Origin of the sequence: Micromonospora sp. B11E3, from assembly GCF_039871625.1 — a bacterium.
GTDB lineage: Bacteria > Actinomycetota > Actinomycetes > Mycobacteriales > Micromonosporaceae > Micromonospora.
The window spans coordinates 39,909-61,271 of record NZ_JBDPMC010000028.1 but is presented as its reverse complement, the minus strand read 5'-3'; the positions used below and the strand labels follow the sequence as shown (position 1 = coordinate 61,271).

Below are 21,363 nucleotides of genomic sequence, written 5' to 3'. Positions count from 1 at the left end.
CGGCGGACCTGATCGGAGGGGACCTGTATGCCCGAGGCGCTGCCCCAGTTCCACACGCTCGACGAACCTGTGGTGTCGCAGTCCGGCCGGTGGGAGCTGCGTTACGACGCCGATGGCCGTGCGGTGATCGCCGACCAGGACGGCACCGTGACCTGGTCCGCGGGTGCCGCCGGAGTGCTGCGCCTCGAGCCGAGCGGCGTCTTTGCGGTGTACTCCCGCGACGAGGTCGTGTGGCGCGGTGACGTGCAGGTCGTCAAGTACACCGCGCTGCGCGTCTCCGACGACGGTGACGCGGTGTTGTACGACGACGGTTTCCCCGTCTACAGCGTCCTGCACGGGCCGATCGAGCCGGTGCCGCTGGGTGACCGGGCGCCGGTGGCGGATATCCGCCACAACCGGTTTATCCGGTCGGCAAACGGCAAGCGCACCGTGCATCGCACCGCCGACGGCACTGGCCTGGTCTACCGGACCAGGCTGGGCCCTGGCCTGGCCTCGATCGTCGTCCTGCAACCCGCAGAGGTCCGCCGGGCCGAGCAACCCGACACCTGGCTGACCTGGCGGTTTCTGGACGACGGCGTTCACGGTGCGTGGCGGCTGGTGCTGATCGGCCCCGACGACGCTGTCCACTGGGTTTTCGGCAGGGAGCGGGGCGTCGCCCGAGGCGCCGGGTCCGACGACGACGCTGATGCGCCGGAGTGGCTGGCCAAGGGCCTGAAGGCGCACTCCGCCTACTGCATCACGGTGATCCACGACGTCGACCCGGACGAGGCGCTGCGCCGATTCGGGGCACTGGACACGGAGATCTCCACTGCCACGTGGACGCAGCTGCGACGGCGGGCCGACTTCGAGGATCTCGATTCGGAGGGGCTCATCGTGGCAGCGTTCGCGCTGGGCCCACATACCCTGCTCGTCGAGGACGGCGGCTACGAGGCCGTCGACCGGCCGGATCTGTCCCGCGGCACGTTCGCGGTCTCGTCGTTCAGCAGCGCCGACGACGACCATCGCTTCCTGGTCAGCGAGGACGGCGAGGTGCTCGCATCCTTTACGTACGGCCTCGCCAGCCTGGCCGAGGGCGCCGATCCGACGGTGTTGACCGGGCCGCTTGCCGAAATGGGCATCGACGACATCGATGAATTCGATGACGACGACGACAACTTCCTGGACGACGTGGAACTGCTGTGTCGGGTCGCGGGCGTCAGCCCCGAGATCGGGGACGTCACCGGGCCTGCCCGGGGCGCGATTCTGCGCAGGCCGGACGTCCGCAGGCGCAGGTTCGCCTACTCCGCGTGAGGACGCCAAGCTCGACCGCGTCGAAGAGGTGACCCGCAGTGGTGATCGTGGGGGAGGAGCGGCAGGTTTTCGCCCTTCCGCTGCGGCCCTCGACGCCATGAGGTCATGAGACGTGAAGCGGTGCCGGTCGGCGACGCCGATCGTCACCGCTTCATGCCCCTCATGCCCGGGCGCGCAGGTCGATGTTCTGGTAGCCGTGGTGCAGCATGCTCGGGTTGAGCTGCAGGGTCGCCGTGTCGAGCTCGAACCGGTCCAGGTGCGGCAGCAGCTTGCCGACCGCCGAGCGGACCTCGGCGGTGGCCAGGTGGGCGCCCAGGCAGAAGTGGATGCCGTGGCCGAAGGAGAGGTTGCGTCCCTGCGGCCGATCGATCCTGAACTCGTCGGGATCGTCGAACTCTGCCGGATCGCGGTTGGCCGCCGCCATCTGCAGGACGACGATCGCACCCTTCGTGATGGTCGTTCCGGCGATCTCCACGTCCGCGAGCGCCTCACGGAACATGAACTGGATCGGGCTGGTCAGCCGGTTGGCCTCGTCGACGGCACCGGGCAGCAGCGACGGGTCAGCCTTGAGCAGCGCGAGCTGGTCGGGGTTGTTGCACAGCTCCACGACGGTGCTGCCGATCAGGCTGGTGGTCGTCTCATTGCCCCCCACCATGACGGTGATCGCCATCATGAGCGCCTCGGCGGTGTTCAAGGTCTCGTCGCTCATCGACTGCACCATCGCGCTGATGATGTCACCCTGCGGATCTTCCCGTCGCCGCTCGATGAGCGGCGCGACAAAGAGACTGAACTCCTGGAAAACGCGCATTGCCATCGCGGCGCCCTCCGCCGTGCCGCGGGCATCCCCGATGGCCGCGTCGACGAAGTCGTCGGACCATTTCTTGACCTGGTCGCGCATCCCGTCACCGAGGCCCAGAAGGTCGACGATGATCTGTGTCGGAAGGGGGATCGCGAGCTGCCGCACGACATTGAACGAATCCGACTCGTCGATGCCCTCCAGGCATTCGTCGACGATGGCATCGATTGCCGGGAACAATTGCGCGATCCGCGCCGGGGTGAACGCCCGGCTGACGATGCGGCGCAGGCGGGAGTGGTCCGGCGGGTCGGCTCCGTTGATGGTGCGGGCCTGCGTCAGCTCCTGGACGTCGATCTCCGCTGGGAAACCTGCCATGAGCGCCATGAGCTGCTGCAACTGCTCCGGGTTGTCGGCTGCCTCAACGGGGAACGCCGTTCCTTCGCTGGCGTTTGGCCTCGAGGAGAAAAGGTGCGGACTCTTGAGGATGTTTTTGACGTCCGCGTAACGGGAAACGACCCACATGTCTGACCCGGTGCGGTAGACCGGGGCTTCCTCGCGCAGTTTCGCGAGGACCGGGAGGAGTTGGTCCCGGGGCTGCATCTGAAATGGCTCGTAAGCGATTCGGTCCGGCGTGGAGATTGTCATGACCGGCGTCGCCCTCCCGGCTTCAGGTGGTTGAAGTTTTGTCCAAATCACGTTAATGCATGGTTTGCCGCATGACAACTTGTGGGAAATTAGAACGCCGTCGCGCGCCATCCCCTCTATCGGCGGGCTCCGCAGCGTACGGGCAAGCGGGGCCGGCCCCGGCTGAGGGCGACAAGCTGGGCCCTGTGCCGAGGCCGACGCCAATTGATTGGCGGGCGCTCCAAGTGATCGGCTACGGGTGGGTCGAGACCGTCCAGACAGCGATGGTCGACTTGCTGTGGTGCGGCAGGCCCGAGCCCGGTCCGCATGATCTGCGCCGGCCGGCCAGGTCGCCGGTCATCGATCGGCAGCCCGATGTGGATCAGGCGTGGATCAGGCCGCCCGCACCGCTTCCAGCTGCCAGAACGGCATCAACACGTGCCCGTCGTCGTCGGTGGGGAGGCTGGCGAACCCGGAGGTGTCGAATTCTTCGCCATGGATCATCCGCATGCTTGCGCCCAGCTGGGCGTGGGTGCAGCACGTGGTGAACTGCGCCGGTTCCAGCCGTTCGATCGTCCAGCGGCGCCCAATGGTCTCCCGCAGGTTCTCCTCGCTGACCAGGTACTGGTCGGGGAGGACGCCCCGCAGCCCGGTCGAGAAGCACAGCAGGTGCAGCCGTGCCCCGGGCCGCGTGGCCCGCACCAGGGCGGCGACGTACCGATGCCGCTCCTCCTCCGCCAGGCAGTGGTAGAGCGCGCTGTCCAGCACCGAGTCGAAGCGAGCTTCGTACCCGTCCAGCGCGGTGGCGTCGGCGACGTCGAACGTGACGTCGACGCCCTTCTCCGCAGCCCTGGACCTGGCCGCCTGCACCGCCGGCAGGGCGAAGTCGACGCCGGTGACCCGCAGCCCGCGCGACGCGAGGAACATGCTGTTGTCGCCGAATCCGCAGCCGACATCGAGCACGTCACCGGTGAACCCGCCGGCCTCGGCCAACGCGACGACGAGAGGTTGCGGCGCGCCGAGATCCCACGGCACTTTCGGGGCGGCAGTGGTGTCGCTGCGGTACAAGTCCTCGAATGCGTGGTTGTCGAAGTGGCTGACAGGGGTTGACATGACTTCCGCACCTCCGTCTACAAGGGAAAGAATCCCACGGAGCATACGGCGACAACTCGATGCCGTCGATCGCCGGAGCACCGGGCGGTGTCGCGCCGAATCGCCGACGTCCGGTTCGCGGTTCGGCCGGTTCAGGGCACCGACCGGACACGTCACAGCCAAGGCCGGCGCGGAGCTCATGGCTGGTCGGCGGGCAGGTCGGGCATGAGGTAGCCGACGCCGCGTAGGGTGCGCAGGTAGTTGGTGCCGCCAGGGATCGCCGCGAGCCGGGACCGCAGCCGGTAGATCGCCGACTTGACCACGTCGCGCCCGCCGAGTAGGTCCGTCGTGCCCCAGACCGTGCGCAGCAGCTCCTGCCACGACTGCGGAACGCCCCGCCGGTTGGCCAGGTGGACCAGCAGCTTGAATTCGGTGAAGGGCAGGTCCAGCGGCCGCTGCGAGAGCGTCACCGTCTGGGCGCCCGGGTCGATGACCAGTTCGCCGACGCGGATGACGGCACCGCGGTCGCGCCGTCGGCGTACCAGCGCCTGGGCCCTGAGTGCGACCTCTCGCGGGTGAAAGGGCTTGGTGACGTAGTCGTCGGCGCCGTGCTCCAACCCGGCGATCACGTCGTCGTGCTGGGCCAGCGCGGTCAACAGCATGATCGGTACCTCGGAACGGGCCCGGATCCGCTGGCACAGGGTCAGCCCGTCCATGCCGGGCATCATCACGTCGAGGATCACCAGGTCCACCTGGTGCTGCTTGAGCAGCTGCAGCGCGGTCGCCCCGTCATGCGCGGTCAGGACCTGGAAGTCCTGGGTCTGCAGGGCGAACTCGACGATGACCGCCATCTGCGGCTCGTCGTCGACCACCAGCGCGGTCGGCCTGTCCGGACCGGTCATGGCTGGCCGGGCAGGGTCAGGAGGAAGGTGGTTCCCCGGGTCGACGCGGTGTGCACCATGATTTCGCCTCCGTGTAGCTCCACGATCGTCTTCGTGATGACCAGGCCGAGCCCGGTGCCGTCCGCGAGGGGGCGCCCGGTGGCGAAGCGCTGGAACAACCGCTCCCGTTCCGCCCGGGTCATCCCCGCACCGTCGTCGGTCACATAGATCGCCACCCCGGTGTCGATGGCCATGACGCGGACGTCGATGCTACCGCCGGGCGTGGTGAACCGGCTCGCGTTCGACAGCAGATTCGTCAGTGCCTGGGTCAGCAGCATCGGGTCACCGGGAATCCACGGCATCACCTGCGGGGTGTCCAGGGTGATGCGCTGGCCGCGCTGCTCGCACAGCGCGCGCATCGCCGCGACCACGTCCCGCACGACGACGGAGACGTCCAGCTTCTCCGGCTGGGGCGTGAACAGCCCGGCTTCGATCTTTGCCTGGATCAGCAGGCTCTCGCACAGGGCGATCACCTGCGTGCACTGGTGGCCGGCGACATGCAGGAAACGTTCCTGCGCCGGGGTCAGCGGGCCCGGTGTGCCCTCCCGGAGCAGATCCACCGCGCCTTTGATCATGCTGATCGGGGTACGCAGCTCGTGGCTGAGCGCGTTGACCTGGTCAACCCGCCGCTGCAAGAGTGCCTCCAGGTGGACCAGCTCGGCCCCGCGTGACCGGGCTCGCCGGCGCAGCACCGCCGCGCTCGCTCCGGCGCCGAGCAGCATGCCGCCCAGCGCCGCGATCACCAGCCACCAGCCTGCGATCATCACCAACCCCGCCCATCAACCGGCTCTTCGTACCACACGCGCCGGCACCGGGGTGCGGTTCGATGTTGGTGACAGCGGCGTTACTGAGGCTCACTTCGGCGTTACCGCCGGGCCTGTCACACACGCCTAACCTTGCCGAAACATTGAGCTGCGAGCCCCTGTGGCTGCTTCGATACGGAGGTCGGCATCGTGATGAGAAGGTGGGCGGTGGCACTGACGGCTCTGACCGTCGTGGCCGGGACCGCGGGTTGTGCCAAGGAAGGGTCGGGCGCCGACAACGCGGCCACCGACGGTCACGTCGTGCATGTGGTCTGCGGTGCCACCGAGGACTGGTGTGCGGCGACGACCAAGAAGTTCACCGAGACCACCGGGGTCAAGGCCGACTTCGTCCGGCTGTCCAGCGGCGAGGCGCTCGCCCGGATCAAGGCCGGCAAGTCCAACGCGGAGTTCGACGTCTGGTACGGCGGCCCGGCCGACGGTTACGCGGCGGCGGGGGCCGAGGGGCTGCTGGAGCCGTACGTCTCCGCCAACGCGAGCGTCATCCCGAACAAGTACAAGGATCCGCAGGGCGTCTGGACCGGGGTCTACGTGGGTGCGCTCGGCTTCTGCAGCAACACGAAGCTGCTGGCGAAGAAGGGCCTGGAGGTTCCCGACGCCTGGGCCGACCTGTTGGATCCGAAGCTGTCCAAGGACATCGGGATCGCGCACCCGTCGACCTCGGGCACCTCGTACACGGCGCTGTGGACCCAGGTCCAGCTGGCCGGGGGCGACGAGACCAAGGCGCTGGAGTACATGCGCAAGCTGCACCCGAACGTCCTGCAGTACACCAAGTCCGGCGCGGCGCCGGCGCAGATGGTCGCCCGCGGTGAGGTCGCCGTCGGCGTCATCTTCTCCCACGACTGCGTTGCCACCATGGAGGCCGGCTTCCCCGACCTGAAGGTCAGCTTCCCCGCCGAGGGCACCGGCTACGAGACCGGCGGCGTCGCCCTGGTCAAGGGGGCCAAGAACCCGGTCAGCGCCAAGAAGTTCATCGACTGGGCGCTGACCACCGAGGCGCAGGAGATCGGCCCGACGGTGAAGGCCTACCAGTTCCCGACCAACCCCGAGGCGAAGGTGTCCGACAAGGTCGTCGATCTGTCCTCGATCAAGATGGTCGACTACGACGCGGCCGTCGCGGGCGAGGCCAAGTCGGCGCTCAACAAGCGCTTCGACGCTGAAGTTGCGCAGGCGCCGAAGTCATGACCGCCCTGCTGCCCGACCGTGACCTGGCCACCGTGCCGACGGTGGCCACCAAGCGGCGGCGGCGCAAGGCTGACCTGGGTATCCGGGTGCTGATCGTCGCCAGCTCCGTGCTGGTGGCGATCGGCGCGGCCATCCCGCTCATCGCGGTTATGGCCACCGCCTTCGCGCCGAACGCGCTGCCCCGTTACGCGGAGTTCTTCACCTCCCAGGTCGACCTGACGATTCTGCGCAACACCCTGGTCCTGGGCGCGCTCGTCGGCCTGTGCGGCACCGCCCTGGGCTTCCTGTTCGCCTTCGTCCAGGCCCGCCTGGACGTGCCGGGCAAGAAGATTCTGCACGTGATCGCGATGATGCCGATCGTCAGCCCGCCGTTCGCGGTGGCGACCGCGACGGTGGTCCTCTACGGCCGCCGCGGCGTGATCAGCAACGGCATCTTCGGGATCGAGTACGACATCTACGGCCTCGACGGCCTGGTCTTCGTGCTCTCGATGTCCCTGTTCCCGGTCGCCTACCTGGGGCTGCTCGGCATGCTCCGCGGCCTGGATCCGGCGCTGGAAGAGGCCGCCATGAACATGGGCGCCAGCCGCTGGAAGATCCTGCGTACCCTGATCCTGCCGCTGATCGCCCCCGGCCTGGTGGCGCCCTTCCTGCTGCTGTTCGTCGAGGCGATCGCCGACCTGGCCAACCCGCTGGTGCTCGGCGGCGACTACACCGTGCTGGCCAGCCGCGCCTATCTGGCGGTGACCGGCGAATACGACCTGACCAGCGCCTCGGTCTACTGCGTGATCCTGCTCGTGCCCTCGCTGGCGATGTATTTCGGGCAGCGCTGGTGGCTCAACCGCAAGGTGCGCACCACCATCACCGGCAAGCCGTCGGGCAGCGTCCACCTGATGACCGGCTGGGGCCGCTGGCCGATCTACGGGCTTGCCCTGTTCATCGCGGCGATCATCGTCAGCCTGTACGGCACCGTGATCGTCGGTTCGGTGACCAAGGTCTTCGGCGTCGACAACACCCTGACGCTGGACTACCTGAAAGAGGTGGTCGCCGGCGTCGGCGTGGAAGCCGTCCTGGACACGCTGACGTTCGCAGCGATCGCCACCCCGATCGCGGGCGTGGTCGGGCTCGTGATCGCCTGGCTGGTCGTGCGTCACCTCCGCCGTACCGCCTGGCTGCTCGACCTCGGGGGCACCCTCGGCGTCGCCGTGCCCGGCACGGTGCTCGGCATCGGGTTCGTCCTGGCCTACCGGCCCGACCGGTACATCGGCGACTTCGAGGTCTTCCCGAGCCTGGTCGGCGGCAGCGCGCTCGCCGCCGGGGCGGTGTCGATCGTGCTGGCGTACGTGGTGCGCAGCATCCCGGCCGGGCAGCGTACCGCGGTCGGCGCGCTGAGCCAGCTGCACCCGTACATCGAGCAGGCGTCGACGGACCTGGGCGCCAGCCCGGTGCAGACGTTCCGTTTCGTCACGCTGCCGCTGATCCGCCCGGCCCTGCTCACCGGACTGAGTTACAGCTTCGCCCGCAGCATGACCTCGGTGTCGACCATCGTTCTGCTGGTCACCCCGGAAACCAAGATCATTACTTCCCAGGTGCTCAGCGCCGCCAGCACCGGCAGATACGGGGTGGCGTTCGCCTACTGCACCGTCCTGACCGCGATCGTGCTTGCCGGCTTCGGCCTGATCCGCCTCGTTGTCGGCGCGGGCGCCTCGCTGCACCGCACCGCGAAAACCGAAAGGCAGAAGGAGCAATGACCGTCGCCGCACCTGCAATGGCCGCATCCGCGACCCGGGAGACCGGCAGCGGTCGCCTCCAACTGGAAGCACTGACCAAGCGGTTCAACGGACGTACCGGCCTGGTGACCGCCGTGGACCAGGTGGACCTCGACGTGCAGCCCGGTGAGTTCATCACCCTGCTGGGCCCATCCGGCTGCGGCAAGACCACCACCCTGCGGATGGTGGCCGGGTTCGAGGACGCCTCCGGCGGGCGCATCATGCTCGACGGCAAGGACATCGACAACCTGCCGCCGCAGCGGCGACCGATGGCCATGGTGTTCCAGAGCTACGCGCTGTTCCCGCACCTGAGCGTGGCCCAGAACATCGCCTACGGCCTCAAGCTGCAGCGCAAGCGCAAGGACGAGATCTCCGCCGCCATGCGGATGGCGGTCACCAGCATGAACCTGGTCGGGCTGGAGGACCGCAGCCCGCACGAGCTCTCCGGCGGGCAACAGCAGCGGGTGGCGCTCGCCCGGGCGCTGGTCGTGCAGCCCAAGGTGCTGCTCTTCGACGAGCCGCTGTCCAACCTGGACGCCAAACTGCGCAACGCGATGCGGGCCGAGATCCGCCGCATCCAGAAGATGTTCGGCATCACCAGCATGTACGTCACCCATGATCAGGACGAGGCGATGAGCATGTCCGACCGGATCGTGGTGATGAACAAGGGCAAGGTCGAGCAGGTCGCCACCCCCGGCGAGATCTACGCCCGGCCGGCCAGCGTCTTCGTCGCCGACTTCATCGGCCGGGCGAACTTCCTGGAGGCGGTTCCGGAGCGGGTCAGCGGCGGCATGGCCACGGTCACCGTCCTGGACCGCCAGATCACCGTGCCCGCCCATCCGAAGGTCACCACCGGCACCCAGGGGGCCCTGATGGTGCGGCCCGAGAACGCCCGCCTCGTGCCGGTGACCGACGGCGGTACCGGGATCGGCGTCGTGCTGCGGTCCACGTTCCACGGGCCCAACATCGACTACGAGGTGGAGACCACCGGCGGAACGGTCACCGTCACCGAGCCCGGGGTCGACCCGCGTGAGGCGCTCGGTGAAGGGGTCAACGTCAACGTGACCTTCGACCCCCTCCGGGCGTACCTGCTCACCCGGGACTGAGCAGACCGGCCGGGCCGGACCGGGGTGAGTCGTGGTCCCCTTCAGCGGGGTGCGGTGGTAGGTGATGAAGGTTCCGCTGCCGCACCCCGCCCAGCCAGCGAGGGAGCATACAGTGACTCGACGAATGTGGATTCCGCGGCCGATCAGGCGATGGCGTCTGCGGCGGCGACTGGCCGCCGAGGAAATTCGGCCCGGCACACTCGGCTTGGCCTTCGAACGGAAGCGGCGGAGGCTGCCGTGAACGAAATGCCCCCGCCGACGGCGGCGGGGTGGCCGCCGGTCAGGAGCGCTTGATCGGGCCGCAGAATCGTTTCGGGGTGAAGGGCGGGCCGGGTGTGGTGGCGGGCCGCCACACCGGATTCAGCGGGAGCGCGAGGCTCGGCGCGTGCCAGGCCTCGCTGAGCCGTTCGATCGGACCGTACGCCCGTAGGCGGCGGTTGACGTACGCACCGGAGAGGAAGTCGGTCAGTTGGTCGGTGGCGGACTGCTGGCGGATGATGCCCCCGTGGAAGGCCACCACCTGGACCACGGGGATCCTGATCGGCTGGCCCGGCGGGTACTCCGCCGCGGTTGTTATCGGCAGGAAGGCGATCATCCGTACCCCGGGAATCGGACACAACGTGTGGTAGCGGTAGAAGGGCGCCCCGTCCAGTAGCGAGCGGATGAACGGCTCATCCGGTGTGCTGGGGGCTTTGCTGCCGATGGTCGTGACCTTGAACATCGCCGCCAACGCGGCCGGCGCCGCCCGACGACCGAAGCCGCCCACGCAGCGGCCGCGACGATTCGGTGCTGCAGGTACTCCATGCCATGACCGACGCCGCCGCCTTCGTACGAAACGCGCGCCTCGATGTCCTCGCCGCCAACCACCTCGGCGCCAGGCTCTACGCGCAGGTCTTCGACAACCCTGGACTTTCGGCCAACCTGGCGCGGTTCGTTTTTCTCGATCGGCGCGCCACCGACTTCTATCGGGACTGGAACGGCATCGCCGGTGAGGCGGTAGAAAGCCTGCGTCAAGCCGCTGGCCGTAACCCCGGCGACCGCGCACTGTCGCAACTCGTCGGACACCTTTCCATCCACAGCGAGGCGTTTCGCACCCGCTGGGCGGCCCACGACGTTCGCTACTACCGCAGCGGAACTCAATCCTTCCGCCACCCCGTGGCCGGTGACGTGGACCTGGACTACGACGCCCTGGAACTCCCGGCCGACCCTGGCCTCACCATCATCGCCTACACCGCACCGCAGGACTCCGCTGCGCACGCGGCGCTGACCCGGCTCCGCAGCTGGGCCCCCGACACGCCAGTGGTCCTGAATCCGGATGAAACACAAGGCCCCGCCGGCGAGGAACCCCGCTACAAATCTTGAAAGCTCAGGTTGAAGGTCGGTCTCGCCGAAACTGCGCCGCTCGCCCTTGCGGCCACGGTGGGTGATCGTGCGGTAGATCAATCAACCGGTACCGGCCGCCGGGCTTTACGCAGATTCCGGCCATTATGCCCAGAATCAACCTTACGATGAGGTCTCCTCATGGAGGTGAAGGACCATGCCGACGTATGTCGCGTTGCTGAACTGGACCGATCAGGGGATCCGAGGCTACAAGGACACCGCGAAGCGCGCCGAGGCCTTCGCCGCAGCGACACAGAAGCTCGGGGCGAAACTCCTGAACATTTACTGGACCGTCGGTCCGTACGACCTCGTGGCCGTCGTCGAGGCGCCCGACGACGAAACCGCCACCGCGGCGCTCTTGCAGCTCGGCGGGGCGGGCAACGTGCGTACCACGACCCTGCGGGCCTTCGGTCGAGATGAGGTGGATCGCATCATCGCCAAAGCCACTGGATAGTTGTTGCGGGTCAGGACGTTGACGACGTCCTTCGGTCGTCATGAGCCCATCGTGCCGGACAGGCGTGTAGGTGCTGGAAATCGTCATCGAAGAAGAATCCATCCTCGCCCCGGGCGGGCAGCCACCTTGCCTCCGGCGACTGGCGACGAAGGTTTCCGCCGGCGAAGGTCCTGCAGCCGCCGACCATGGACGCGTACCGGGAACTGCCGTACCTGTTCGGGGCGAGCGCGCGCGCCGCCGCCGGTAGCGAGCGGTCAACCAGCGTGTCGTGATGTGGCTGGCAGCGCCACGTAGGTGGTCTCGAGGTACTCCTCGATTCCTTCGAAGCCACCCTCACGGCCGAATCCCGAGGCCTTCATGCCGCCGAAGGGTGCGGCCGGGTTCGAGATCAGTCCGGTGTTGACGCCGACCATGCCGTACTCGAGCGACTCCGCGAGCCGCACGGTGCGGGCGAGGTCGCGGGTGAAGACATAGGCGGCGAGGCCGTACTCGGTCGCGTTGGCGCGGCGTACCGCCTCTTCCTCGGTGGTGAAGACGCTGACGGGGGCGACCGGTCCGAAGATCTCCTGGCCGTTGATCTCCGATTCGTGGTGAACGTCGAGCAGCACGGTGGGGTGGTAGAAGTAGCCCGGCCGGTCAGGAGCGGAGCCGCCGAGCACGAGGCGGGCCCCGTCGCGGACGGCGTCGGTGACGAGCCGGTGGACGGAGTCGACGGCGCGCTCGTCGATCAGCGGGCCGACGTCGACGCCCGGGTCCTGGCCGCGGCCGACGACCAGCCGGCCCATCCGGTCGGCCAGTTTCTCGGCGAACTCCCGTGCCACCTCGGTGTGGACCAGGAAGCGGTTCGCGGCGGTGCAGGCCTCGCCCATGTTGCGCATCTTGGCGAGCATCGCGCCGTCGACCGCGGCATCGACGTCGGCGTCCGCGAAGACGAGGAACGGGGCGTTGCCGCCGAGTTCCATGCTCAACCGCTGCAACTGGTCGGCCGACTGGCGGACGAGCTGCCGCCCGACCGGGGTGGAGCCGGTGAAGGACACCTTGCGCAGTCGTGGGTCCGCCATCAGCGCCGCGCTCATGGCCGCGGCACGGGTGGTCGGTACGACGTTCAGGACACCGGGTGGCAGCCCGGCCTCATCGAGGATGTCCGCCAGCGCGAGCATGGTGAGGGGCGTGAGCTCGGCCGGCTTGACGACCATCGTGCAGCCGGCGGCGATCGCTGGGCCGATCTTGCGCGTCCCCATCGCCATCGGGAAGTTCCACGGCGTGACGAAAAGGCAGGGGCCGACCGGTTTGCGGACGGTGAGCAGGCGGCTGGCGCCGTCGGGAGCGTGCATCCACCGGCCGTGGATGCGGACCGCCTCCTCGGAGAACCACCGGAGGAACTCGTTGCCGTAGGTGACCTCGCCCCTGGCCTCGGCGATCGTCTTGCCCATCTCCAGGCTGATCAGCTCGGCCAGCTCGTCGGTCCTGCCCCGGATCAGGTCGAACGCCCTGCGCAGGATCTCCCCGCGGTCGCGTGGCGCGCTCGCTGCCCAGTCCTTCTGGGCGGCGACGGCGGCATCGAGGGCCTCGACCGCATCCTTGACGGAGCCGTCCGCGACCGAGGCGAGGACGGACCCGTCGGCCGGGTCGCGCACCGGAAAGCTGGCTCCCTCCTCCGCCTCGCGCCAGCCACCGGCGATGAACAGGCCGCGCTGATCGGGTCCGGGCAGAACACGTCCGGGCATGAGCGGATGAACTCCTCGGGTTGCCTGGCAGGGGTGGTGGTGCGGGGTCCGGCGACTCGATCGGTGGGGACTCAGCAGCTGGCGGCCGTCGCCGCTCGCCGCAGAGTCGCCTGGATCTTCGCGACGTACGGCTCGTCCGACCGGGTCATCGGGACCACCACGGCCAGGACGCCGAGAAGGAGGTCGCCCCGCAGGACAGGCGCTGCGACGGCCCACGACTCCTCGGTCGACTCGCGGCCGCTGTAGGCCATGCCACGTTCTCGGATGACGGCGCACTCGGCCCGCAGATCGGCCAGGGTGCGCACGGCGCCGGACTCCGTCCTGAACTCGTCGGTGCCCGGTGGCAGACCGAGGTAGCCGTGCTCGGCGTTGCTGAAGGCGATCAGGGCCTTGCCGGCGGCGCCCAGGTGCACCGGCCCGCGCTCACCGGGGTGGCAGACCCTCCGCACGAGCCTGCCGGACTCCGCCGACTCGATGCAGACACGGTCGTTTCCGGAACGGACGAAGAACGCCACGGTCTCGTCGAGCTCGTCCCGGAGGCTGGCGACGGCCTCCCGCGCGAGCTTGCGGATTCCCGACCACTGGTCGCCGGCGTACAGGAGCGCGGTCAGTTCGGGTCCGGGGACGAACTGACCGTCCTTGTCCTGTTCGAGGAAGTCAGCCATCTTCAGGGTCGCCAGGAGCCGCGACGCGGTGCTCAGGCTGACGCCGGCCTCGCCGGCGAGCTCGGTGAGTGTCCGGCTTCCGCGAGCGGCCGCGGAGAGCAGGTTGAGCGCACGGATCACCGACCGGACGCCGCGCTGCTCGGTGGGCTCGTCTTCCAGCACGGTCACCGGGTCCTCCTTCATCGTTCGGCCGTGGAGCCGAAGACGTTCACGTCGCGTGTCCGCCACATCATGCCGACCGTCTCGCCGGTGCGGTAGGGATGCTCGCCGTCATCGTGTTGCATCTGCACCCGCACGGGGCCGAGTGTCTCAGAGTGGACGGTGTACATCGTGTGCGAGCCGAGGTACAGACGGTGCGTGATCTTCCCGGTGCAGTGGCTGAACCCGGGAGGCGGGGCGGCTGCGACGTCCGTCAGCGCGATCCGCTCCGGCCGCAGTGTGGCCACAGCCGCGTCGGCGGGCACGCTTTTGCCGTCGTCGAGTGACAGCAGTCCGCCGTTCTCGACGCTCAGCCGGTCCGGGGCCTCGGGACGGACCGCGAGCATGTTGTTGGTGCCGAGGAAGTCCGCGACGAAGGCGGACCGGGGGTGCTCGTAGAGCTCCCGTGGCGTTCCCACCTGCTCGATCCGGCCGTGGTTCATCAGGGCGACGCGGTCGGACATCGACATCGCCTCCTCCTGGTCGTGGGTGACGTAGACCATCGTCACCTTCAGCGCCTGCTGGAGCTGCCGGAGTTCGACCTGGAGGCGCTGCCGCAGCTTCCGGTCGAGGGCTCCCAGCGGCTCGTCCATGAGCAGGAACGCCGGGTCGAACACGACCGCCCGCGCGACCGCGATCCGCTGCTTCTGGCCGCCGGAGAGCTGGTCGGGCAGCCGGTCGGCCGCGGCGGCCATGTCGACCAGCGCGAGCGCCCGGTCCACCCGCTCGGCGATGACCTCGCGCGGCTCCCTGCGCATCTCCAGCGGGAACGCGAGGTTGTCGCGGACCGACATGTGGGGGAACAGCGCGTAGTCCTGGAAGACGACACCGATGTTGCGCTTGTCGCTCGGCACGCGCGCGATGTCGGTGCCGTCGACGCGGATGGTGCCCGAGGTGGGGTCGGTGAAACCGGCGAGCATCATCAGGGTCGTGGTCTTCCCCGACCCGGACGGGCCGAGCACGGTGAAGAACTCGCCGGGCTCGATGGTGAGGGTGAGGTCGTCGACGGCGACGTGGTCGGCGTACTCCTTGCGGACGTTGTCGAAGTGGATCGCGCCATGGCTGAGGGTCATCAGTTGCTCCTCGAGATCTTGATGAGGCGGCGGAACAGCGCAAAGCCGAGCCAGATGACAGCGGCGCATGCCATGACGAAGACGGAGATCACCGCCACGGTCGGGTTGGTCTCCAGGGAGAGCGCTTCGAAGATCCGCTTGGGGAGCGTCTTGACGTGAACGCCGGAGAGGAAGATCGCGACGGTCGACTCGTCGAACGAGGTCAGGAACGCGAAGAGGCTGGCGGTGACGATGGACGGGGCGATCAGCGGCAGCACGATACGGCGCAACTGGACCGTCCGGCTCGCCCCCAGGCTGGAGGCGGCTCGCTCGTACACCGGGTTGAGCGAGCGGAGACCCGCGGCGACCACGCTGAACACGAACGGCAGGGCCAGCGTCACGTGGGCCAGGACGATCCCCAGTTCGGTGTCGACGAGCCCGATCCGCTCGAACTCCACGTAGAAGCCGGCGGCGGCGACCACCGTCGGGAACAGCAGCGGCAGCATCATCAGGGTCGAGGTCAGCGCGCCCCACCCGTGGACCGTTCCCCGGACGACGGCCATCGCGGCAAGCGTCCCGAGCACTCCGGCGATGACGGTCACGAAGAGCGCGATCCGCACGCTGACCGTGAGCGGGTCGAGCCAACTGGCGGTGAAGAACTCCGAGTACCACTGGGTCGAGTAGCCGACGGGCGGGAAGACCAGCGCCTTGGTGGCGGCGAACGAGATCGGGATGACGATGAACTGCGGCGCCAGCACGAGGACGCCGAGGGCGACGGCCAGGGCCTTCGGCAGCCCGCGGCTGCGGGTGACGCCGAGGCGGTCGAGCCCGCCGGCGGCGCGTCCCGCGAGCCGGAGGACGCGTCCGCCTCCGCGCCTGCTGTAGCGCGAGCGGGTGGCCGCGGCGCCGGATCGCCCGGCGAGTTCGGTCGTCGACATCCCGGTCAGCCGCTGGAAGGCGAGGACGATGACCAGGACGAGGGCGCCGAGCACGAGCGCGGCGGCCGAGGCGAGGCCGTAGTCGCCGCTCTGCTTGATCGCGCTGTGGATCAGCGAGCCGAGCATGCTGCCCTTGGAACCGCCGAGCAGCGCGGGGATCACGAACGCGCCGATGCCGTAGACGAAGCACAGGACCGACCCCGCCTGGATGCCGGGCTTGGTCAGTGGCAGGTAGATCCGGACGAACGCCTGGGCCGGCCCGGCGCCCAGGCTGGTCGCGGCGCGCACCCGGGAGTCGCCGACCGCGCGCATCGTGGCGGCCAGCGGCAGGATCATCAGCGGCAGCAGGTAGTGGGAGAGGCTGACGACGACCGCGATCGGCGTGAAGACCATCGCGATCGGCTCCAGCCCGAACTGTTCGATCAGCTTGTTGACCGGGCCCTGACGCCCGAGGATCACCAGCCAGGAGAACGACCGCAGCAGGATCGAGGTCAGGTACGGCGCCATGATCGCCACCGTCAGGAAGGTGCGCAGCCAGGTGCCGCCGTGCACCATCTGGTACGCGATCGGGTAGCCGAGGACCAGCGCCACGAGTGTCGAGGCGGCGGAGATCAGGATCGTCCGCACGATGCTGTCGACGTAGCCGGAGTGCCCGAGGAGCCGGGTGAAGTTCTCCAGGCCGAAGGTCGGCTCCGTCACGCTGCGCAGGCAGAGGATCGCGACGGGGAGCACGAAGACCAGGGTCACGACCAGGACCGCGGGAATCCCGCTGAGGTCCCAGCCGCGCGGGCGGCGCCGCCGGCCCCCCGGGGTACGGGGGGCCGGCCGCGAGAGGCCCGCGTCCGGGGCTGTCGGAGTGGTGGTCACGCGTGCTGCCAGTCCTGCCAGCGCTTGAGCGCGTCCGCGCCGTTCTTGGCCCACCAGTCCACGTCGATGCGGAAGGTCTCGTCGCTGGCGGTCTCCTCGGTGCCGGGAAGGTCGGCGCGGGTCTTGGCGTCGAGGCCGTCGAGCACCGACTTCTGCGAGGGCGTGTAACCGAGCTTGTCCATGATCGCCTTCTGGACCTCGGGCTTCAACGAGTACTTGATCGCGTTGAGGGCGTCCGGCCCGTCCGGCGCGCCCTTGGGGATGACGAGCTGCTGAACGGAGAGGACGGCGCCCTCCCAGGTGTAGTCCAGCGGCACCGCGCCGCTCTTGGCGATGCTCTTGATCCGCGCGAGGTTCCCGTAGCCCATCGCGATCTCGCCCTGCGAGATCGCGTTCTGCAGGTCACCGTTGGAGGGGAAGAAGACGGTGTCGTTGCGGATGGTGTCGAGCTTGGCGAAGGCGCGGTCCAGGTCGAGCGGATAGAGCTGGTCGACCGGGACGCCGTCGGCGATCAGGGCGCCCTCGAGGATGCCCCAGGGCAGCGCCACCATGCCGCGCTTGCCCGGGATGCCCTTCGTGTCGAACAGGTCGGCCCAGGAGTCGAGGCCACCGGCTACCTCGTCCTTGTTCCAGAACAGGTTGCGGGAGAACGTGTACCACGGCACCGAGTACTCGGTGACCGCGCTCGGGTCGGCGAACCCGTCGAGGCCCTTGGTGTCGATCGGCTGGAGAATGCCGGCGGCCATGAACTGGGCGAGCGAGGAGTCCTCGGCGTCGATCAGGTCGAGGGTCATCGACCCGGACTTGGACATCTGCACCAGCTTGGCGACGTCGGAGCCGCTGCTGTCGTAGAGGACCTTGACGTCGGTTTCCTTCGAGTACGGGTCGAACAGCGCCGCCTTGACGGCCTCCTCGTAGGTGCCGCCGAATCCGGCGTACGTGATCGACCCCTTCTCGTCGCCACCGCCCGAGCAGGCCGTGAGGCTGCCCAGGGCCACGACGACCGCGGCCAGCACGGCGCCGGCGCGACGCCGGCCCCTGGTCACGTCGAGAGTTGTTCGCATTAGGGTTCCTTCTTGGTCTGGGCGGCCGGTCGAGCGAATGAACCACCTCGGTTGCTCTTCCATACAATGGAAGTGTGACTTCCATTGCAGATGCTGGTGGCCTGGGTGGCGACCTGTCAAGAGCCGCAGCCAGGCGTTCCTGCGATCACGCCGGCGAGTGACCCCGAACGTTCGTATTCGTCCAGTACCGCGAGGTACGGCGCCACGTCGATGCCCTGGCACGCACGCCAGGACGCGTCGTAGTACGTCGAGGCGTAGCGTTCGCCGCCGTCGCAGATCAGGCTCACGACGCTGCCCCGCTCGCCGCCACGCTCCAGTCGGGCGATCAGGCGGAGGGTCGCCCACATGCTCGTCCCGGTCGAGGGTCCGACCCGGCGGCCCAGGCGGCGCGAGGTCCACAGCATCGTCGCGACCGACGCCGCGTCCGGCACGCGGACCATCTCGTCGATCACCTCGGGCACGAAGGACGGCTCGACCCGGGGGCGGCCGATCCCCTCGATCCGGGAGCCTTCGGCCGACCGCAGTCCGCGGTCGCCGAGGCGCCAGGCGTCGAGGAAGACCGAGTTCTCGGGATCCGGCACCAGCAGCCGGGTGGGGTGCCGCCGGTAACGGAGGTAGCGGCCGATGGTCGCCGCCGTGCCGCCGGTTCCGGCGCTGGCGACGATCCAGGCCGGGACCGGGTGCGCCTCGCCGGACATCTGCTCGAAGATCGACTCGGCGATGTTGTTGTTGCCGCGCCAGTCGGTGGCTCGCTCGGCGTAGGTGAACTGGTCGAGGTAGTGGCCGCCGAGTTCGGTGGCGAGACGCCGGGCCTCGTCGTACACCTGTCCCGGATGGGCCACCACCTCGCAGCGCCCGCCGTGCCACTCGATGAGTTCGACCTTGGCCGGGCTGGTCGTGGCCGGGACGACGGCGATGAAGGGCAGGCCCAGCAGGCGGGCGAAGTATGCCTCGGAGACCGCGGTCGAGCCGCTGGAGGCCTCGACCACCGTGGTGGTCGGGCCGATCCAGCCGTTGCACAGCGCGTACAGGAAGAGCGAGCGGGCGAGCCGGTGCTTGAGGCTTCCGGTCGGGTGCGAGGACTCGTCCTTCAGGTAGAGGTCGATGCCGTGCCGTCCGGGCAGGTCGAAGGCCAACAGGTGGGTGTCGGAACTGCGGTTGGCATCGGCCTCGACGCGGCGGATCGCCTCGTCGACCCAGGTCCGGTCGGCACGGGTCTGCTCGCACGTCGTCATTCCAGGTCTCCTTCGGGATCTTCTTCCGACCGCTCTCGCGGAGGCCACGGCAGCGCTTGACCGTGCTCGGATTCGGAGGCATCCTATGGCACGGAAGTCAGGCTTCCACTGTATGGAAGATTCGAAGGAGTCCAGTGACCAACCAACCCGTGGCCCCGGCCGACACCCGAGCGATCGAGGACGTCCTCAACCGGGTCGCCTACATCCTCGACACCCACGAGTACGACCGGCTCGGAGAGGTCTTCGCGCCCGGGATCTCCTTCGACAACCCGGGCCGCCTCACGGCCAGCGGGCTCGACGAGGTGATCGCGGCCTTCACGGCGATCACGACGCCAGCGGTCAGCCACCACATCACGAACGTGGTGGTGGACGCCGTCGACGACGACACCGCCGAGTGCCACAGCAAGGCTCTCGCCCTGCGGGCGGGCGGGCAGGTCACCGCCGCGATCTACCGCGACACCGTGACCCGCACCGACGCGGGATGGCGCATCTCGGCGCGACGTATCAGCCCGCTGGGCTGACCCTGCAATGGCGACGGAACGAGAGGAAGCGGATGGAGCAGGCGTACGACGTGATCGTCGTCGGGACCGGGCACAGCGGCCTGGTGGCCACCGGGTACCTGGCTCGGGCGGGGTTGAAGGTGCTCGCCCTGGAGCGCCGTGACGTCGTCGGTGGCACCTGCGTCACCGAAGAGATCTTCCCGGGCTACCGCGGGAGCAGCGTGGCCAACGCGAGCCACAGCCTCGACCCGCGTATCGCCCAGGAGCTCGAGCTGGAGAAGTACGGGCTCCGCTTCGCCCACCCGCCGCTCGGATCCCTGACCCTCTTCGAGGACGGCCGGGCCCTGCCGGCCTGGCCGGACCGGGCCAAGCGCCGGGCGGTCATGGAGCAGTTCGCGCACGGGGACGCCGACCTCGACGGCTACGCCTCGGTCATCGGGCTGTACGCCTCGGTGGCCCGGCAGATGAAGGTCTCCTTCTACGACCCGCCGCCGTCGTTCGCCGAGGTGGCCGCGCGTTTCACCACGCCGCGCCAGCGCCGCGACTTCGAGTCGATCATGTTCGGTCCGGTCGCGGACATCCTCGAGGAGCGGCTCTCGTCGCCGCAGCTGCAGGCGTTCTTCGCCGGCACCGCGGTCGCGACCAACTTCGTCGGCCCGCGGACACCGGGCAGCGGCTACCTGCTGCTTCAGCGCCCGCTGTGGGAGGAGTCGCTGCGCGGCGTCGGCAGCCACGACGACAACGAGCTGATGATGCGCAACGCCGCGCCGCTGGGCGGCATCGGCGCCGTGACCGGCGCGATGGCGGAGTCCGCCCGCGCCCACGGAGCCACGATCCTCACCGGCGCGGAGGTCGAGCGCATCCTCTGCGAGGACCAGCGGGTCGTCGGTGTCGTCCTCACCGACGGGCGCGAGTTCCGCGCTTCCCGGGTCGTCTCCAACGCGAACCCGAAGCTGACCCTGACCAGGCTGGTCGGGCCCGAGGACATCGGGGAGGACCTCTACGACCTCGCCAAGACGGTCAGCATGAAGGGCACCTCCGCCAAGGTCCACCTCGCGCTCGACGGCACCCCGCGGTTCGCCGCCGCGCGGGACGAGGAGGAGAATCGCCTCTTCCTCGGCACCAACTTCCGGATCGCGGCCAGCATCGACGTGCTCCAGAACGCCTACAACGAGGCGGTGCTCGGGCGCTGGAGCAAGCGACCGACCGTCACCGCGATGATCGACTCGGCGCACGACCCCTCGCTGACCCCGCCGGGCTGCCACTTCGTCAGCATCAGCGTCCGCGGCGTCCCCTATCACCTGGCCGAGGGCACCTGGGACGAGCAGCGCGACGACCTGGGCAAGGCCGTGGTCAGCACGTTGGAGCAGCACATCCCGAACCTGTCCGATGTCCTCGCCGGCGTACACGTCTACTCGCCGCTGGACCTCGAGCGCGAGTTCGCCCTCGTCGAGGGCAACGGCGCCCACGGCGACATCGTGCCCGGACACATCTTCGACTCGCGCCCGATCCCTGGCTGCGCCGACTACCGGACCCCGGTCGAGGGGCTCTACCTGACCGGCGTCGGCAACTGGCCGGGCAACTTCATGAGCGGCGTCACCGGCTACAACGCGAGCAACCGCGTGCTGGCCGACGTCCGCCGTACCACCGACTGAGCCGACC

General features: G+C 68.9%; 19 protein-coding genes. 8 read left to right on the top strand and 11 right to left on the bottom strand.

All coding sequences use genetic code 11. The annotated features are described in order from the left end of the window. The first annotated feature begins 27 nt into the window (after positions 1 to 27). Positions 28 to 1,290: a DUF6461 domain-containing protein gene (locus ABGB16_RS16385; protein ID WP_347668919.1), complete on the top strand. Its 1,263-nt coding sequence runs from the start codon at positions 28 to 30 to the stop codon at positions 1,288 to 1,290. 160 nt (positions 1,291 to 1,450) lie between these two features. Here ABGB16_RS16385 and ABGB16_RS16380 read toward each other — a convergent pair whose 3' ends face one another. The 4 genes from ABGB16_RS16380 to ABGB16_RS16365 all read right to left on the bottom strand — a co-directional run bounded on the left by ABGB16_RS16380 (position 1,451) and on the right by ABGB16_RS16365 (position 5,507). After that, positions 1,451 to 2,686, bottom strand: a complete 1,236-nt coding sequence (locus tag ABGB16_RS16380; protein ID WP_347668918.1) for a cytochrome P450 — start codon at positions 2,684 to 2,686, stop codon at positions 1,451 to 1,453. Positions 2,687 to 3,103: 417 nt separating this feature from the next. Continuing rightward, the gene (locus tag ABGB16_RS16375; protein ID WP_347668917.1) at positions 3,104 to 3,823 is read right to left on the bottom strand and encodes a class I SAM-dependent methyltransferase; all 720 of its coding nucleotides are present in this window, start codon (positions 3,821 to 3,823) and stop codon (positions 3,104 to 3,106) included. 176 nt (positions 3,824 to 3,999) lie between these two features. Continuing rightward, entirely contained in the window at positions 4,000 to 4,704 is a 705-nt protein-coding gene (locus tag ABGB16_RS16370; protein WP_347668916.1) for a response regulator transcription factor, read from the bottom strand. Continuing rightward, positions 4,701 to 5,507 (bottom strand): HAMP domain-containing sensor histidine kinase, encoded by an 807-nt coding sequence (locus tag ABGB16_RS16365; RefSeq protein WP_347668915.1) that lies wholly within the window; start codon positions 5,505 to 5,507, stop codon positions 4,701 to 4,703. The genes ABGB16_RS16370 and ABGB16_RS16365 overlap by 4 nt, the downstream gene beginning before the upstream one ends. Positions 5,508 to 5,714: 207 nt before the next feature. On the opposite strand from ABGB16_RS16365, the gene ABGB16_RS16360 reads away from it, so the two are divergent. The 3 genes from ABGB16_RS16360 to ABGB16_RS16350 are packed head-to-tail and all read left to right on the top strand — an operon-like array spanning position 5,715 to position 9,621. Further along, entirely contained in the window at positions 5,715 to 6,749 is a 1,035-nt protein-coding gene (locus ABGB16_RS16360; protein WP_347668914.1) for an ABC transporter substrate-binding protein, read from the top strand. Next, on the top strand, positions 6,746 to 8,497 hold the full coding sequence (locus tag ABGB16_RS16355) for an iron ABC transporter permease (RefSeq protein WP_347668913.1): 1,752 nt from the start codon (positions 6,746 to 6,748) through the stop codon (positions 8,495 to 8,497). The genes ABGB16_RS16360 and ABGB16_RS16355 overlap by 4 nt, the downstream gene beginning before the upstream one ends. Next, positions 8,494 to 9,621 carry an ABC transporter ATP-binding protein gene (locus ABGB16_RS16350; protein ID WP_347668912.1) on the top strand — a complete coding sequence of 376 codons (1,128 nt, stop codon included), beginning with the start codon at positions 8,494 to 8,496 and terminating at the stop codon, positions 9,619 to 9,621. Before ABGB16_RS16355 ends, ABGB16_RS16350 begins: the two co-directional genes overlap by 4 nt. Positions 9,622 to 9,901: 280 nt before the next feature. On the opposite strand, the gene ABGB16_RS16345 is transcribed toward ABGB16_RS16350, so the two are convergent. Then, positions 9,902 to 10,342 carry a hypothetical protein gene (locus ABGB16_RS16345; protein WP_347668911.1) on the bottom strand — a complete coding sequence of 147 codons (441 nt, stop codon included), beginning with the start codon at positions 10,340 to 10,342 and terminating at the stop codon, positions 9,902 to 9,904. Between the two features lie 65 nt (positions 10,343 to 10,407). Between ABGB16_RS16345 and ABGB16_RS16340 the strand changes: the two genes are divergently transcribed. Together ABGB16_RS16340 and ABGB16_RS16335 are read left to right on the top strand one after the other, a co-directional pair. Continuing rightward, on the top strand, positions 10,408 to 10,983 hold the full coding sequence (locus tag ABGB16_RS16340) for a hypothetical protein (RefSeq protein ID WP_347668910.1): 576 nt from the start codon (positions 10,408 to 10,410) through the stop codon (positions 10,981 to 10,983). 175 nt (positions 10,984 to 11,158) lie between these two features. Next, complete coding sequence (locus ABGB16_RS16335) at positions 11,159 to 11,455, top strand: GYD domain-containing protein (RefSeq protein WP_347668909.1); 297 nt, start codon at positions 11,159 to 11,161, stop codon at positions 11,453 to 11,455. A 254-nt stretch (positions 11,456 to 11,709) separates the two neighbouring features. Here the strand turns inward: ABGB16_RS16335 and ABGB16_RS16330 are convergent, their stop codons facing one another. The 6 genes from ABGB16_RS16330 to ABGB16_RS16305 all read right to left on the bottom strand — a co-directional run bounded on the left by ABGB16_RS16330 (position 11,710) and on the right by ABGB16_RS16305 (position 19,201). Then, positions 11,710 to 13,182, bottom strand: coding sequence for an NAD-dependent succinate-semialdehyde dehydrogenase (locus ABGB16_RS16330; protein WP_347668908.1), 1,473 nt, complete (start codon positions 13,180 to 13,182; stop codon positions 11,710 to 11,712). 71 nt (positions 13,183 to 13,253) lie between these two features. Further along, entirely contained in the window at positions 13,254 to 14,015 is a 762-nt protein-coding gene (locus ABGB16_RS16325; RefSeq protein ID WP_347668907.1) for an IclR family transcriptional regulator C-terminal domain-containing protein, read from the bottom strand. An 11-nt stretch (positions 14,016 to 14,026) separates the two neighbouring features. Continuing rightward, positions 14,027 to 15,118: an ABC transporter ATP-binding protein gene (locus ABGB16_RS16320; RefSeq protein ID WP_347668906.1), complete on the bottom strand. Its 1,092-nt coding sequence runs from the start codon at positions 15,116 to 15,118 to the stop codon at positions 14,027 to 14,029. Continuing rightward, a complete protein-coding gene (locus tag ABGB16_RS16315; RefSeq protein WP_347668905.1) occupies positions 15,118 to 16,782 on the bottom strand; it encodes an ABC transporter permease subunit in 1,665 nt (554 codons plus the stop codon). The genes ABGB16_RS16320 and ABGB16_RS16315 overlap by 1 nt, the downstream gene beginning before the upstream one ends. Positions 16,783 to 16,898: 116 nt before the next feature. Beyond that, the gene (locus ABGB16_RS16310) at positions 16,899 to 17,966 is read right to left on the bottom strand and encodes an ABC transporter substrate-binding protein (protein WP_347668904.1); all 1,068 of its coding nucleotides are present in this window, start codon (positions 17,964 to 17,966) and stop codon (positions 16,899 to 16,901) included. 116 nt (positions 17,967 to 18,082) lie between these two features. Continuing rightward, entirely contained in the window at positions 18,083 to 19,201 is a 1,119-nt protein-coding gene (locus ABGB16_RS16305) for a PLP-dependent cysteine synthase family protein (protein WP_347668903.1), read from the bottom strand. A gap of 134 nt (positions 19,202 to 19,335) precedes the next feature. Between ABGB16_RS16305 and ABGB16_RS16300 the strand changes: the two genes are divergently transcribed. Both ABGB16_RS16300 and ABGB16_RS16295 read left to right on the top strand, forming a co-directional pair. Next, positions 19,336 to 19,722 carry a nuclear transport factor 2 family protein gene (locus ABGB16_RS16300; protein WP_347668902.1) on the top strand — a complete coding sequence of 129 codons (387 nt, stop codon included), beginning with the start codon at positions 19,336 to 19,338 and terminating at the stop codon, positions 19,720 to 19,722. A 32-nt stretch (positions 19,723 to 19,754) separates the two neighbouring features. Continuing rightward, a complete protein-coding gene (locus ABGB16_RS16295) occupies positions 19,755 to 21,356 on the top strand; it encodes an NAD(P)/FAD-dependent oxidoreductase (RefSeq protein WP_347668900.1) in 1,602 nt (533 codons plus the stop codon). The last annotated feature ends 7 nt before the right edge of the window (positions 21,357 to 21,363 follow it).